Origin of the sequence: Paraniabella hibiscisoli, assembly GCF_022512515.1 — a bacterium.
GTDB classification, from domain to species: Bacteria; Bacteroidota; Bacteroidia; order Chitinophagales; family Chitinophagaceae; genus Niabella; species Niabella hibiscisoli.
This window is the reverse complement of sequence record NZ_JAKWBK010000001.1, coordinates 191,964-204,747: the sequence shown is the minus strand read 5'-3', so window position 1 is coordinate 204,747 and position 12,784 is coordinate 191,964. Positions and strand designations below refer to the sequence as shown.

The window sequence follows — 12,784 nt, the reverse complement described above, 5'->3', positions numbered from 1 at the left end:
CACCGGTGTGGAGACGCCTCAAAGGTTAACAATTAAATTTAAAATTTACCATGCCTAAGGTAAAAACAAATTCAAGCGCAAAAAAGCGTTTTAAAGTAACAGCTACTGGCAAGATTACTCACCAAAAGAGTTTCAAACGTCACATCTTAACTAAAAAATCTACTAAGCGTAAGCGCGGTATGCGCATCGATGGTACAGTAGCACCATCTCATGTACATTTCGTAAAACGTTTGTTGAGATTAAAGTAATTAGTAAACATTTTAAAAATATTTCAGAGAAGATTTTTTAAATTTTATATCTGAAATCTAAAATATTAAGATATGCCACGTTCAGTAAATGCAGTTGCTTCTAAAGCCCGCAGGAAAAAGATATTAAAACAAGCCAAAGGTTTTTACGGTAAACGTAAAAATGTATACACCGTTGCTAAAAACGTTGTAGAAAAAGGTATGACTTACATGTATGTAGGTCGTAAATTAAAGAAAAGAGAATACCGTACTTTATGGATCGCGCGTATTAACGCTGCAGTTCGTGAAGAAGGGTTAACTTACTCTCAATTCATCAACAAATTACAAACTAAAGGTATTGAATTGGACAGGAAAGTATTAGCTGACTTAGCTATGAACAATCCTGAGTCTTTCAAAGCTTTGGTAGCTTCTGTAAAATAATTATTACAGCAACATAATAAAAGAGCCCATGGTTTTAAACCATGGGCTCTTTTGTTGGTATCGCAGTTTAAAAACTTTTATAGCGCGTCATTTACTAGAGTAGCTATTTCAATAAGTTTAGCTTCAAGATTTGATAGTGATATACTTTTTACATTGACTTTACTAAGTACATCAGGGTAGCTGCTGAAGATGGATGTTATGCCTTTCAGTATATTCTTTTTATTAGAATCATCAGTTAAAAAGAATGATTTGTTATCAAGGGAAATGGTGTAGGTAGACCTGGTGGCGGAATACATCATCATACCGGTACCATCAGGGCCGCCTCCGCCGGTCATCCGGTTTTTAGAATGCCACAGTTTAAATATGTTGATTTGGGATCCTAAAAACACATTAAACATGAACTTTCTGCCCTGGGTTCTATTTATCCCCGTAAAAGAATAGTCAAACAAGGCCGCTAATTCCGAAGTCAGGCTGTATTGCTTTTTCTTAAAAGTGAAACCATAGGCCTTGATCTGCTCGGGTTTAACATAAGCAATCCTATCCTCGTTTTCGGGATAGAATGATGCAATTGTTGTGAGTTTTTCCCAATCAGGGCCATCCCAATTTACAGGAATTACAATTTTGGTTTTGACCGTATCTCCCTTTAATCGTACGTAATATCCATCAACGGTCTTTTGGGCTTTTAATATAGTTAGGGTTAAGGAAAATAGAAATAGGAGTAGCAGCTTTTGCATGGTTCTGGTTTACTGATGAAGAAACAAAGATATAATATCCGGTAAATGTCATTGTTAAATGTGAAGCGGAAATTGTGATTTTAAATTTTCAGGTCGATAATTGCATATTTCGCTAATTTAGCGCTCAATTTTTAAACCAATAAGTGCCGGTGCAGCCGGTGTTATGGCAAATGAAACGGAGCAATGCTGGCAGACATAAAGTTTTTTGCGGAGTTCCATCCGACCAACCTCAAAAAATAAAAATTTACGGATGAATAACTCATACTTAGGCCTGGTTGAACAGACCTTTAATTTTCCGCAGGAAAATATTGAAGTTAAAAAGGGTGACCTTATTTTTAACGGTATTGATTATAAAAGACTGGTGGAAAAATACGGCACACCTTTAAAGGTGAGTTACCTGCCCAAAATTGGAATTAATATCAATAAGGCGAAGCAGTATTTTGCTAATGCTATGAAAAATATAAGTATGAAGGCAAATACTTTTATACTTATTGTACCAAAAGCTCGCATTTTTCCTTTGTGGTAGGAGAGGCACTGAAGCATAATATACACCTGAAACTTCCTTTGCTTATGATATTGATATCATTAACCAGTTGTATAAGCGCCGTAAGATCAACAAAGACATTAATATTGTTTGTAATGGCTTTAAGCAAAGAAATTACACTTCACGTATTGCCAAGCTGATCAATAGTGGGTTTAAAAATGTAATTCCTATTTTGGATAACAAAGAGGAATTGAGTATGTATAAGCGTAGTGTGAAAAGCAAGGAGCCTTTTAAAATAGGTATCCGGGTGGCCGCAGAAGAAGAACCTTCTTTCCCGTTTTATACTTCGAGACTGGGTATACGTTCAAAAGATGTATTGGAATTTTATGTGGACGAAATAGAAGGCAATGAAGACAAGTTCCAATTGAAAATGCTGCATATCTTCCTGAATAAGGGTATTAAAGATGATATCTATTATTGGAGTGAGTTGCGTAAAAGTATTAACCTGTATTGCCAGTTAAAAAGATCTGCCCTGAGCTTGATTCGTTGAATATTGGCGGTGGTTTCCCGATTAAGCATAGCCTGGCTTTTGAGTATGATTACCAGTTTATGATCAACGAGATCATCAGCAACATTAAATCTGCCTGCAAAAAAGCCAAAGTACCTGTACCGAACATTTACACTGAATTCGGTAGCTATACGGTTGGTGAAAGCATGGCACATATTTACAGTGTAATAGGAGAGAAGCGCCAGAACGACCGGGAGACCTGGTATATGATCGATTCATCTTTTATTACAACCTTGCCGGATACATGGGGTATTGGTGAAAAGTTCCTGATGTTACCTATCAACAAATGGGATAACGAGTACCAACGGGTAGTGTTAGGGGGTATTACCTGCGACGGCCACGACTATTACGATAGCGAGGAGCATATCAATGAAGTGTTCCTACCCAAAATAAAAAATGACAATGGCGTGGGCAATTCACGCGTGAGACCGGTTGATGCGGTAGATCTTGAGAAAAAGCAAACTCAGGAAAGTGATGATGAACCTTTATATGTTGGCTTTTTCCATACGGGGCTTACCAGGACCAGATCAGTGGTTATGGCGGTATTAAACATTGCCTGATTCCTTCCCCAAGCATGTGATTATTGAATATGATAAGAACGGAGAGCTGGAAGAATGGGTGTATGCGAAAGAGCAGTCTGCACAAAGCATGCTGAAGATCCTGGGTTATTTGAGATAGGGTTTAAAGAATTCAATATATATATAAGCTGCGGTCCGTAAAGATCGCAGCTTTTTTTTAGGGAATATGCGTGACAGGCACAAAAAAAGGAAGAAACCTTCCTACTTCGATCCAATTGTTATTGGTAAGATATTATTTCACAAACATACCTCTTGGTCCATTTACGCCGGACAATACTGTTTCAAACTCGGTGCCATCGAGGTTGGCGCGCCTGATGAATCCATTATTAGTTTCGGCCCAGTATACTTTGTTGGTACTATGGTCAACGGTTATGCCTGAACCACCCCTGTTCCCGGTTACGGTAGGAGAAATCTTTATCTTATTTGAACCGTCCAGGTTTGCCTGCATGATGCCAGTCTGACGCCTGTCGTCATAATAGATTTTTTGATTGACTTCATCTACATACAAACCATAGCCATAGGCACCTTCAATAATTCTTCCCATACCTGTTCCATCAGTTTTTGCTGAATACATGATTTCTTTGTTTACATCGTAAAAGTATAAGATACTTGTTTTACGGTTGATGCCAATCGCCCGTAATTGTCCATCAGGTACTATAATGAATGTCTTCTCAAAATTGCTTCCATCTAAATTAGCCCTTGATACGTTAGCGCCATCGGCTATATACATTTTACCTTCGGCAAGGTTGATAGCTATGCCGTAAGGAGAAGATAGCCCGGTAACCAATTCAACTATATTGGTTCCATCAACATCCATCAGCAGTATTTTACCCGAACCTGTAGTTTGGAAATCGCAATAGTATATTTTTTATTGATAGAGTCATAGGCCATTCCATGCGCCTCTCGACCCGTCATGTTAACAACGGTTTCGGCCGGCGAGCCTGGCAAAAGCGATAGTTTACGTATGAGTTTGCTGCCATACTCTATAAAGTAAAGCTCTCTCTCTCCACCCGTACTGGCATCTGGATCGATAATGGTCAGGTCCCTCGTGTAACTACCGGTGCCCCGGCGCCTACCACTTTCAGTTTGACGGTGTACGTGCCGGCTTTGATATAAGTTTTGGTGGGATTACTTTCTGTAGACTTTGTCTCATCGCCAAAGTCCCAGCTGTAAGATTCCCCATTTTCCGATTCATTTTTAAATTGAACAGGCTCGTTCATTTTCAATTCTGCATTGCTAATGGAAAAAAGCTTTTTACCGTAGGCGGTAAATCATCAAAATTGTAGTTGGTTTTCTTACAGCCCGCCAATGCCACTACTGCTATCAGCAAAAAAGCGGGAAATAGTTTTTTTAGTAAGATCGTCATATTAACGTATTTAAGTTTTGTCGGCCCCGGTTTATATTTCCGGGGCTGGCTTGATATTATTTTAATTCAAAGCTTTCTCCGGCTGAAAAAGAGAAATGCTTGCATTTTTAAAAGTTGCTTTACCTTGCGTTGTTTTTACTTTTTTAGGTTTTGAAACCACCACTACCTGGCTTTCCCCTGCTACGGTTGCCTTTTTCCCGTCACAATGATGGCTGTAGCTTCATCAATGCCGATCAATGTTTTATCGGGATGATCTGCCAGGGCACTTAAAAGCCTATTGTACCTGCTTCGGATGATGAAGTGCTGATCAACAATAGCACTGGTTAGAAATCCCATTCCGGAAGAAGTAACTACGCTATTGCTTTTTATTTCTCTGAAGCTATCTTTATCACTCTTTCCTTTTTCTTCCCCGGTAATCATAATTTGTGACATTACTGCGGCGCCTGCGCTGGTACCGGCAATAGTGGAGCCATTGCGAAATGCCTGGTGTAGCGCTTCGTATAGTTTGGTGCCTCTCACTACATTCATAAATTTATTCTGATCGCCACCGGTGATGAAAATGAATCGTGCATTTTTAACAGAATCGATCCAGCCCTGTTGATTATCGGCCTGGGCTCTGGTGAAATTAAAACTGGTAATTTTATTGTTGCATGCAACTGATAATTGACCGCTGATATAAGCCACCGACTCCTCAGGAATGCTGGTAGCCATGGGAAGGACAACTATATAATCACCGGGTTTCATTTTGGCTGTTTCCACCATTTGTTTTACCAACGCAGGAGACCTGTCTCCACCGCCAATAATAAACAGGCTCCCTTTGTTCTGGCTGGCTGAAGGAAAACATTGTGATAAATAGCAATGTGGTGAGCAAAACGCTCTTTTTATTAAAATATGTTTTCATTATTTGTAGATGTATACTGATATTTTACCGTTCTTATCAACCGTACCGCGGTACATACCTGATGTGTTAAATTCCATGGCAATTTTTCCTTCTTTATCGAGGCCAATGATACCACCATCGCCGCCCATTTTCCCTATCTCCTCAATAACCTGTTTGGCAGCCTCATTTACCGGAAGCTTTTTTAGTTCAATCAATGCTGACATACGATTGGCCGCTACCTCCCGGATATAGTATTCGCCCCAACCGGTACAGGAAATACCGGCAGTGGCATTATTGCAATAAGTACCCGCACCGATAATAGGGGTCGCCTACGCGCCCGTATCTTTTATTAGTCATCCCGCCAGTGGATGTTCCCGCAGCCAGGTTACCTTTATTATCAAGCGCTACTGCTCCAACGGTTCCGAATTTTTTATCTTTATCCGAAATGCCATAGATCTTGCTCTTGCTGGGATCCACATCAATATAAGCGGCCCTGCCTTGCTCTTCTTCTTTTATGGTTCTTTGCAACTGGTCCCAGCGTTCCTGGGTAAAGAAGTAGGACTGAGGTACGGTATCGCATCCGCTGGCTGCGGCAAACTGCTCAGCACCTTTACCCACCATCATTACATGCTCTGATCTTTCCATTACAGCCCTTGCTGCATTGATGGGATTTTTAATATTGGTAACACCCGCTACTGCCCCGGCTTTCAGGGTTTGACCATCCATAATAGAAGCATCCAGTTCGTTTTTCCCGTCGTGGGTGAATACCGCACCTTTACCTGCATTGAATAGGGGTGAGTTTTCCATTACATTAATGGCTGCCTGCACTGCTTCAATTGAGGTTTTCCCTTCTTTCAGCAAGTTGTACCCATGCTGAAGGGCTTCTGTAAGTGCGGCGGTGTATGCTTTTTCCTTTTCAGGCGTCATGAACTTTTTTCGATAGTACCGGCACCACCATGAATAACCATCACATATTTTGATTCATCGGTTGTGGCGGTTTTATCGCTGCAGGAAAGCATGATGCTACAGCTCAGCGCGAAAAGTATGGTAGTAAAAATATTCTTCATGTTCATCTTGTTGTTTCGTTCACATTAAAATTTGATTACTGGCGGGTGGTCTGCACCCAATTGCCACCAACAACCGACCACCAAAGTTTTTCTACTCCGGCTGTAGTTTCAGCCTCAAAGCTGGTCATATTAAATTTGTTGGCCGTTGCTGCTGCCGAAACTGCCGATACCTGTACGGCTTGCCCGCTATTGTTCCAGGTTACCGGGCTACCCGAAGTAAATGTTTCAGGAGTTTTGGCGGCATTTGTTTTTAAGAAGTAAGCCTTATTGGTTCCTACTACCTGCGCCATGCCGGTTTCGTCTATACAAACAGCAGTTGCTTCATCAACGGCAATGCCATTGGGGGTCTTGCTCCAGTCTTTCATGATCCTGCCTAAGAAGGCAACAGAGCGGCCCTGGCGGTTACGTTGGGTGAAATGCTGGTCGGTAATTACGTTTTGCAGAAAAGGCGCTTTTAGAAAATCATCGGTGCCCAGTGTTACTTTTTGTGCGTACGGATTGGCCAATGCTTCTGCAGATTCCAACGTGCCTCTTTCCCCGCTAAAATAATAGTTGCTTAAAATGGCTGCACCAGCACTGGTTCCGCCAACAGGTACTTTTTCTCGGTAAGCAGGTAATTGATGGCTGCCATTACTTTGGTACCTTTCCAGTACCCTGTATAATCAGATTGATCACCACCGGCGATAAACAGCATCTCCGCATCCCGGATAATTTTAGCCACGCCATCATCATCTGCCAGCTTACGCGAATCGATTTTTAATGTTTCAACGGAGTTCACCGTTCCCAATCCTTTTACATAGGCATTATAAGCATCGGTGCCTGTTGCTCTTATAATAACTACATCTCCACCGCCGCTCCGGGCTATCATCCATTGAAAGGCTGCTGATACGTCAGCGCCTCCACCCATGATCACGATGCCGCTTTTGGTAGTAGTTTGTACGTCAGCAATATCGCCTACAACTCCTATAGATGCTAAACGTGTTTCAGGTGGTGCAGGTTTGGGTGCATCGGGTCTGAACGGATCATTAGGGTCCCATTTTTTTCGCAGCTTATTAGTAAAACCGCCGCAACCAGTATACTATAAAATTTCTTCATTGTTCGGTAATATCTGTGTTTAATAGTTCGGGTTTTGGATCATTTTTTTATTAACCGACATTTCCTGATCCGAAATGGGGAAGCAGTATTGAGCTGCTGTAGGCTCAAGTTTTATAGCTCCCGATGTATTAATGGCATCCTGGGTAGTACGCTCTACCGGCAGGTTCCTCCGTTTAAGATCAAAGAAACGATGACCTTCAAAAGCCAGCTCTTTAAAACGCTCATTATATAGGGCATTTACCAGGCTTTGCTTGTCAGTAAAATTCTGATCGATATAGTTGTAAATTCTCGCTCTTCTTAAATCATTCAGGTCTTTTGTGGCCGCGGTAATACTCGCTGCGCCGGTACTGTTCTCTAGTTCCGCTTCTGCTTTGATCAGGTACATTTCGCCTGCGCGAAATAGCTTAACGTCAGTAAGTCCACGGTAAGCAGTGTTGCCCCCACATATTTATTAACCAGGTATTGGGATTTGCCAGCCGGACGCGTAGGAGCATATTGAATATAGCTGCTGAAGCGAACATCGTCTGCGCGTTGAGCTGTTGTGCCAAATTGATCAATCAGCTTGAACGAAGGGGCATACAATACAATCTCACCGGTTTCACGGAAGAATGCAGCTCCGAGACGAGAGTCGCCAATTACTCTTGACAGCTTCCAGATCACTTCAGACTGGCTACTGTCCTTCCATATTTTTCCGAAATCACTTTTAGGCGCTAATGGTTCTGCGGCGATTACCTCCGATGCATAAGTAATTGCATCAGCCCATTTCTTTTCATACAGCGCTGCTCTTGCCTGTATGGCGGCTATTGCTGTTTTAGTAATACGAGAATTGTCATTGAGCCCGGAAGGGATCAATTCTTTAGCAGTGCTAAGATCCGCATTCAAGTTATCGAAATTGGATTTTACAGATTCTCTGGCAAGATATTCGAGTGTACGTTGTTTTACGTATGGCATACCCATACCGTTAGGCTCGTAAGAAGAAGCATAAGCCCGCAACAGTTCAAGGTAGGAATAAGCTCTTAGTGCCAGTGCTTCGGCGCGGTATTGATCCAGACGGTTTTGTTCGCCAGCTGCCGGAATCGTAGGAGCAGCTTCCAGCACTCGGTTAGCACGGTCTATCACCACCGCATATTCGTAAAGAGCCGATGTAACGGAGCCCGAACCCGAGTTATATAGCCACCGGTGTGCTGTGTTATTGGATACGGTATTTTCTGTAGGATACATGACTTCATCAGATACAATAGCCCCTGCCTCAATCAGCGAGGTGGTTAATGCTGCATAAGCGCCCAGCACTCCCATGTTCAGATCATCTAAATTACGAAAAGCCTTAGACGGGTCGATAACGTCGGAATAAGGCGTATCCAGTTTGGAGCAAGACTGGAACACCAATCCTGCCAGTAATAAAAAAGCAAATATTTTCTTTATGTTCATGATGATCAGATTAAAAATTAACATTAATGCCCGCGGTATATTTCCTGGCGTTAGGATACTCAAATCTTCCGTATTGACGGTTGTTTTCAGGATCCAGTCCGCGCCAGTTGGTCCAGGTAAACAGGTTCTGCCCTTGTACGAAAACGTCTACAGATTTTAAGATCCTGGTAGGTTGCAGCAGGTCTGCAGGTATGCTGTAGTTGAGCTGCAGGTTACGCAAGCGCATAAAAGAAGCATCCTGTATATCTTTCGAGGTAAAATTTCTCGGTACGTCTATACGTTGCAGAGTAGCATTGTCACCCGGTTTTTTCCAGCGATCATATAGCATTCTTTTGCTTTGGTTACTGGTCATGTAGGCTGGTTCTCATTGTAAAAGTCGATATTATTCCAGCGTTGTACATCTGATACAAATGCAAGCAAGGCACTCAAGGTGATGCTTTTCCAACGTAGGGCTGTAGTAATACCGCCCGTTAATTTGGGGAACATATTGGCTGAAAGCGGTACAGCTTGTGATTCACCGCTATATACATTGGTAACGGAGCCGTCCCGGTTATAATAAAGTGCATCCCCATTGGCTGGATCGACACCAGCCCATTGCTGTGCATAGTAGGTTCCATAAGGTAGCCCCAATTTAATGATTCTGGTATCTCCGTCGGGCAATTGATCTGTAACATCACTTACACGTAAAATTTGGTTTTTGTTGTAGGCTCCATTCACACCAATATTCCAGTTAAAGTCTGCTTTTTGTATTACATCTCCACTCAGGCTCCATTCAATCCCCTTGTTACCCATTCTTGCAGAGCTAATTGGTGCTGTTCCGCCAGCGCCGGCACCTGAAAAAGCTGAAACTGGTTGCTCAATATACATTCCTCTGGTGATCTTGTTATACCAGTCTGCAACAAGCTTTACCCTTTGTGTTTTGAAAAGAGAAAGATCGAATCCAATATTCAGCTCATCAACATATTCCCAATTGTAGTCGGGGTTTCCGATATTCGTAGGTCTGATTGCCTGCAAGCCGCCATAAGTGGTATTTACAGAATAGGTAGCCAGGTAATCAAAACTTCTTCCAAATGAACTGGCGGTTTGCCCGTAGCTGACCCTTAACTGCAAGCCTGCAATAAAGTCAGTGTTAGCCAGGAAGTTTTCCTGTTTTACATCCCAGTTGGCACCGAAGGAATAAAAGCCATGCCAGCGATTTTTAAGTGGAACGGACGAAACAGATGCCCCATCGTAACGGTAACTAGCTGTAAGTGTATATTTATTATTTAATGTATAGCGACCCAATCCCATGTAGCTAATCAGCGCACTGTTTACGCGACCACCACCCAGTGAAGGCAGAAACCCGGTACTCACAGTAATACCAGCGGGAGTTTCCGGTAACCGGTCATCCAAGCCATAACCCCTGTAGCTAAAGTTTCTTTCATTAGTATATAAATATTCAATAAAACCCGACACTTCGAAATCATGTACATCTAATCTTTTCTTATAAGTAAGGCCTGAAGTTGACACAAGGTTAAAATATCTTCTGAATCCTTCTCCAAAAGCGCCTTTACCACCTGCCTGCCTGCTTCCGATATACGACAATGGGTTGATAAATACCTGGTCGACGGAATTCCTGTAGTCAATACCATTACGGGTGCTGATCTTTAATCCTTTAACGATCTCGTAAGCGAGGTTGATGCCCAGAATGGTTTTAAACTGCTCGGTCTTATCTGAAGTACCATATAGTACGTCAATACCCCGGCTTCCTTCACGCGTATCATAAAAGCCCTGGCCTTCATCGGTAGCATAAAACACACCATCGGGAGTATAAGGGTATTCATAAGGCAAAGCATAATAAACAGATGCCATAGGGAACCTACACCAGTGCCTCCTTCATTATAAGTGAAGCGAGAGCTCGAATAGCCCAGGTTGATATTGAAACCAGCAGTAAACCTGCCATAGTTCATGTTAGTGTTGCTGCGCAATGAGAACCTGTCTAATCCTGTTTCTTTCACGATACCCTGCTCCCTCCAAAGGCTAAAGGCATTATAAGTTTGTACGTTTTCATTACCGCCGCTCAGGCTCACCTGCTGTTCCATAAAGTTGGCATTCTGAAAGAACAGATCTCGCCAATCAGTATTGATATGTCCCAGGCTATCGAGGATACGGTCGCGCTGTTGCTGCTCGATAGGGGATAGCGTTGCATAATCAGGATTTTTAGGAGATAGTGTCCAACCCGGACCAATATTACGACCGGTTTCCAGGCCTACCTCTTCTTCAAAACGCAGGCGCTCCCGGGTATCCATCATTTCAAAATTGGGTTGCGTAAGCGTCGAGAAGCCATATTGTGAGCTGTAACCTATGTTTAAACGACCTTTTTTCCTTTCTTGGTGGTAACTACAATAACACCGTTAGAGCCTCTTGAGCCATACAACGCTTTCGCAGATGCATCTTTTAGTACCGTAACAGATTCGATATCCTCAGGGTTAATGGTTTGGAAATATCCGCTCTCAATAGGAATACCATCCATAATATATAGAGGTGAAGTTGAGCCGTTAATAGAGCCGATACCCCTGATCACCACCGCAGCACTCTGGCCTGGTTGTCCAGAGCTGGATATAACGCTCATACCCGGTACCCGCCCCTGTAATATCTGGTCGAGGGTGCTCATGGGTACTTTATTAATATCAGCAGCATTTACCTGGGTAGAAGCGCTGGGGCTATTGCGTTTGGCGTATTCGGTATACCCGGTTACTACAATCTGATCGAGGTTGCCCACGTTCTGCTGAAGGGTAATGGTGATGCTAACCGCCTGTGTTACGGTAATGGTTTGAGTAATATAAGACGCGTGGGATACGATCAATTCATCTCCCTCATTAGCTTCAATCGTAAACGAACCATCACCTGCTGTTACACTAGCCGCGCTACGCCCTTTTACACTTACTACTGCATTGTCAACGGGATTACCCTCCTGGTTGATAACCTGGCCGGTAATTGTTTTGAAAATACTCTTATGGTAGCTGGTTGTTTTTACTGTTAACTCCTTTTCAATAAAAACATTTTCAGCCTTTACGTGAAATACAAAAAATAGCGCGAAACACAGGAACGCTCCCGTTTTAGACACGCTTTTTAAAAAAGGCAGCAATCTGCCCTTTTTCTCATAAACAATTAATGTCATATTTCTGATTAGTTTTAAACATGCGAAAAGTAGCGTTTTCTATGCTTAAAAAGAAAAAAATATCTGGAACCTGATATTTTATGTAATGTTGGTCGTTTTTGGGATGTGAATAAATCACTATTTGGAGAATTGTTGCCCAACAAAGTGTCAATGCCTGATATTAAAATAGGTGATCAACCATGGACAGTAAAACTCAAAAAGCCATAAGATCAAAATCCTACGGCTTTTTGAAGTATATTGAAAAAATATTTTAATTGGCGGCCTTTACATATTTACTAAAACCCCCGCTTGCACAATCGGAAATAACAAGTACATCTGAATCTTCAAGTCCTATGGACTTGGCAGTTACCGATAAATAGCGAAATGAATTTTCATTGCAACCAATAGCGCCCGTAAGGTCCAAATTACCATTTTGGATACTACCGTTGGTATTGATTTCAATTGCTCCTTTTTGATTAATGCTAATGACCTGATTGGGCATTACCGCAGGGCCACATCCTGCACAAAGCCATTCATTCAGCTTCCATTTGCCGGCAATTTTTAAATAAAAGGCCTCTACATTTTCCGGGATTTTGGTTGTTTCCTCCTGTTTTTCGGCAACAGAATCTTTTTTACAGGAAATCATACCAATGACAATAAGCAGCAGTGCGAATGTTTTTTTCATAAATTTTTCTTTTTCAGACGCGTAAAAATACACAACTGCAACAATATACCTGACATTTTTAAAATTTAAAAGTCCCTACCAACACACCATCTGCT

General features: G+C 42.1%; 20 protein-coding genes and 1 pseudogene. 6 read left to right on the top strand and 15 right to left on the bottom strand.

All coding sequences use genetic code 11. The annotated features are described in order from the left end of the window. Window positions 1-50: 50 nt before the first annotated feature. Together rpmI and rplT are read left to right on the top strand one after the other, a co-directional pair. The gene (rpmI, locus tag MKP07_RS01305) at window positions 51-248 is read left to right on the top strand and encodes a 50S ribosomal protein L35 (protein ID WP_114792011.1); all 198 of its coding nucleotides are present in this window, start codon (window positions 51-53) and stop codon (window positions 246-248) included. Window positions 249-320: 72 nt separating this feature from the next. Beyond that, complete coding sequence (gene rplT / locus MKP07_RS01300) at window positions 321-665, top strand: 50S ribosomal protein L20 (protein ID WP_114792010.1); 345 nt, start codon at window positions 321-323, stop codon at window positions 663-665. A 77-nt stretch (window positions 666-742) separates the two neighbouring features. Here the strand turns inward: rplT and MKP07_RS01295 are convergent, their stop codons facing one another. Continuing rightward, a complete protein-coding gene (locus MKP07_RS01295) occupies window positions 743-1,399 on the bottom strand; it encodes a hypothetical protein (protein ID WP_240844648.1) in 657 nt (218 codons plus the stop codon). Window positions 1,400-1,649: 250 nt separating this feature from the next. On the opposite strand from MKP07_RS01295, the gene MKP07_RS43530 reads away from it, so the two are divergent. From MKP07_RS43530 to MKP07_RS43515, 4 genes are all read left to right on the top strand, one after another. After that, entirely contained in the window at window positions 1,650-1,925 is a 276-nt protein-coding gene (locus MKP07_RS43530; protein ID WP_240844647.1) for a hypothetical protein, read from the top strand. Window positions 1,926-1,992: 67 nt separating this feature from the next. Continuing rightward, window positions 1,993-2,433, top strand: a complete 441-nt coding sequence (locus tag MKP07_RS43525) for a hypothetical protein (RefSeq protein ID WP_240844646.1) — start codon at window positions 1,993-1,995, stop codon at window positions 2,431-2,433. Further along, window positions 2,430-3,011 (top strand): hypothetical protein, encoded by a 582-nt coding sequence (locus MKP07_RS43520; RefSeq protein ID WP_240844645.1) that lies wholly within the window; start codon window positions 2,430-2,432, stop codon window positions 3,009-3,011. The genes MKP07_RS43525 and MKP07_RS43520 overlap by 4 nt, the downstream gene beginning before the upstream one ends. Further along, entirely contained in the window at window positions 3,004-3,129 is a 126-nt protein-coding gene (locus MKP07_RS43515) for a hypothetical protein (RefSeq protein ID WP_262919103.1), read from the top strand. The genes MKP07_RS43520 and MKP07_RS43515 overlap by 8 nt, the downstream gene beginning before the upstream one ends. 132 nt (window positions 3,130-3,261) lie before the next feature. Here MKP07_RS43515 and MKP07_RS01275 read toward each other — a convergent pair whose 3' ends face one another. The 14 genes and pseudogenes from MKP07_RS01275 to MKP07_RS01210 form a co-directional block, all read right to left on the bottom strand. Then, on the bottom strand, window positions 3,262-3,846 hold the full coding sequence (locus tag MKP07_RS01275) for a DUF5050 domain-containing protein (protein ID WP_240844644.1): 585 nt from the start codon (window positions 3,844-3,846) through the stop codon (window positions 3,262-3,264). Between the two features lie 220 nt (window positions 3,847-4,066). Then, window positions 4,067-4,249 carry a PKD domain-containing protein gene (locus tag MKP07_RS01270; RefSeq protein WP_240844643.1) on the bottom strand — a complete coding sequence of 61 codons (183 nt, stop codon included), beginning with the start codon at window positions 4,247-4,249 and terminating at the stop codon, window positions 4,067-4,069. Between the two features lie 2 nt (window positions 4,250-4,251). Then, window positions 4,252-4,395: a hypothetical protein gene (locus MKP07_RS01265; protein ID WP_240844642.1), complete on the bottom strand. Its 144-nt coding sequence runs from the start codon at window positions 4,393-4,395 to the stop codon at window positions 4,252-4,254. A 180-nt stretch (window positions 4,396-4,575) separates the two neighbouring features. Beyond that, window positions 4,576-5,196, bottom strand: coding sequence for a cyanophycinase (locus MKP07_RS01260; protein ID WP_317235922.1), 621 nt, complete (start codon window positions 5,194-5,196; stop codon window positions 4,576-4,578). 99 nt (window positions 5,197-5,295) lie between these two features. After that, window positions 5,296-6,202, bottom strand: a pseudogene (locus MKP07_RS01255) (isoaspartyl peptidase/L-asparaginase family protein). Further along, window positions 6,199-6,342 (bottom strand): hypothetical protein, encoded by a 144-nt coding sequence (locus tag MKP07_RS01250; protein WP_240844640.1) that lies wholly within the window; start codon window positions 6,340-6,342, stop codon window positions 6,199-6,201. The pseudogene MKP07_RS01255 and the gene MKP07_RS01250 overlap by 4 nt, the downstream one beginning before the upstream one ends. Before the next feature lie 35 nt (window positions 6,343-6,377). Continuing rightward, the gene (locus MKP07_RS01245; RefSeq protein ID WP_240844639.1) at window positions 6,378-6,866 is read right to left on the bottom strand and encodes a hypothetical protein; all 489 of its coding nucleotides are present in this window, start codon (window positions 6,864-6,866) and stop codon (window positions 6,378-6,380) included. A 32-nt stretch (window positions 6,867-6,898) separates the two neighbouring features. Beyond that, entirely contained in the window at window positions 6,899-7,255 is a 357-nt protein-coding gene (locus MKP07_RS01240; RefSeq protein WP_240844638.1) for a hypothetical protein, read from the bottom strand. 201 nt (window positions 7,256-7,456) lie between these two features. Next, window positions 7,457-7,822 carry a RagB/SusD family nutrient uptake outer membrane protein gene (locus MKP07_RS01235; RefSeq protein WP_240844637.1) on the bottom strand — a complete coding sequence of 122 codons (366 nt, stop codon included), beginning with the start codon at window positions 7,820-7,822 and terminating at the stop codon, window positions 7,457-7,459. Continuing rightward, a complete protein-coding gene (locus tag MKP07_RS01230; RefSeq protein WP_240844636.1) occupies window positions 7,813-8,865 on the bottom strand; it encodes a RagB/SusD family nutrient uptake outer membrane protein in 1,053 nt (350 codons plus the stop codon). Before MKP07_RS01230 ends, MKP07_RS01235 begins: the two co-directional genes overlap by 10 nt. A 10-nt stretch (window positions 8,866-8,875) precedes the next feature. Then, a complete protein-coding gene (locus MKP07_RS01225) occupies window positions 8,876-9,217 on the bottom strand; it encodes a hypothetical protein (RefSeq protein ID WP_240844635.1) in 342 nt (113 codons plus the stop codon). Further along, on the bottom strand, window positions 9,214-10,662 hold the full coding sequence (locus MKP07_RS01220) for a SusC/RagA family TonB-linked outer membrane protein (RefSeq protein ID WP_240844634.1): 1,449 nt from the start codon (window positions 10,660-10,662) through the stop codon (window positions 9,214-9,216). The genes MKP07_RS01225 and MKP07_RS01220 overlap by 4 nt, the downstream gene beginning before the upstream one ends. 550 nt (window positions 10,663-11,212) lie before the next feature. Then, window positions 11,213-12,025 (bottom strand): TonB-dependent receptor plug domain-containing protein, encoded by an 813-nt coding sequence (locus tag MKP07_RS01215; RefSeq protein ID WP_240844633.1) that lies wholly within the window; start codon window positions 12,023-12,025, stop codon window positions 11,213-11,215. Window positions 12,026-12,275: 250 nt separating this feature from the next. Further along, entirely contained in the window at window positions 12,276-12,689 is a 414-nt protein-coding gene (locus MKP07_RS01210; protein WP_240844632.1) for a hypothetical protein, read from the bottom strand. Between the last annotated feature and the right edge of the window lie 95 nt (window positions 12,690-12,784).

What these genes read in the sequence shown, in the direction of transcription:
- rpmI (WP_114792011.1), top strand. Translation starts at nt 51, where the DNA reads ATGCCTAAGGTAAAAACAAATTCAAGCGCAAAAAAGCGTTTTAAAGTA.
- rplT (WP_114792010.1), top strand. Translation starts at nt 321, where the DNA reads ATGCCACGTTCAGTAAATGCAGTTGCTTCTAAAGCCCGCAGGAAAAAG.
- MKP07_RS01295 (WP_240844648.1), bottom strand. Translation starts at nt 1,399, where the DNA reads ATGCAAAAGCTGCTACTCCTATTTCTATTTTCCTTAACCCTAACTATA.
- MKP07_RS43530 (WP_240844647.1), top strand. Translation starts at nt 1,650, where the DNA reads ATGAATAACTCATACTTAGGCCTGGTTGAACAGACCTTTAATTTTCCG.
- MKP07_RS01275 (WP_240844644.1), bottom strand. Translation starts at nt 3,846, where the DNA reads ATGGATGTTGATGGAACCAATATAGTTGAATTGGTTACCGGGCTATCT.
- MKP07_RS01270 (WP_240844643.1), bottom strand. Translation starts at nt 4,249, where the DNA reads ATGAACGAGCCTGTTCAATTTAAAAATGAATCGGAAAATGGGGAATCT.
- MKP07_RS01265 (WP_240844642.1), bottom strand. Translation starts at nt 4,395, where the DNA reads ATGACGATCTTACTAAAAAAACTATTTCCCGCTTTTTTGCTGATAGCA.
- MKP07_RS01250 (WP_240844640.1), bottom strand. Translation starts at nt 6,342, where the DNA reads ATGAAGAATATTTTTACTACCATACTTTTCGCGCTGAGCTGTAGCATC.
- MKP07_RS01235 (WP_240844637.1), bottom strand. Translation starts at nt 7,822, where the DNA reads ATGTACCTGATCAAAGCAGAAGCGGAACTAGAGAACAGTACCGGCGCA.
- MKP07_RS01230 (WP_240844636.1), bottom strand. Translation starts at nt 8,865, where the DNA reads ATGAACATAAAGAAAATATTTGCTTTTTTATTACTGGCAGGATTGGTG.
- MKP07_RS01225 (WP_240844635.1), bottom strand. Translation starts at nt 9,217, where the DNA reads ATGACCAGTAACCAAAGCAAAAGAATGCTATATGATCGCTGGAAAAAA.
- MKP07_RS01215 (WP_240844633.1), bottom strand. Translation starts at nt 12,025, where the DNA reads ATGACATTAATTGTTTATGAGAAAAAGGGCAGATTGCTGCCTTTTTTA.
- MKP07_RS01210 (WP_240844632.1), bottom strand. Translation starts at nt 12,689, where the DNA reads ATGAAAAAAACATTCGCACTGCTGCTTATTGTCATTGGTATGATTTCC.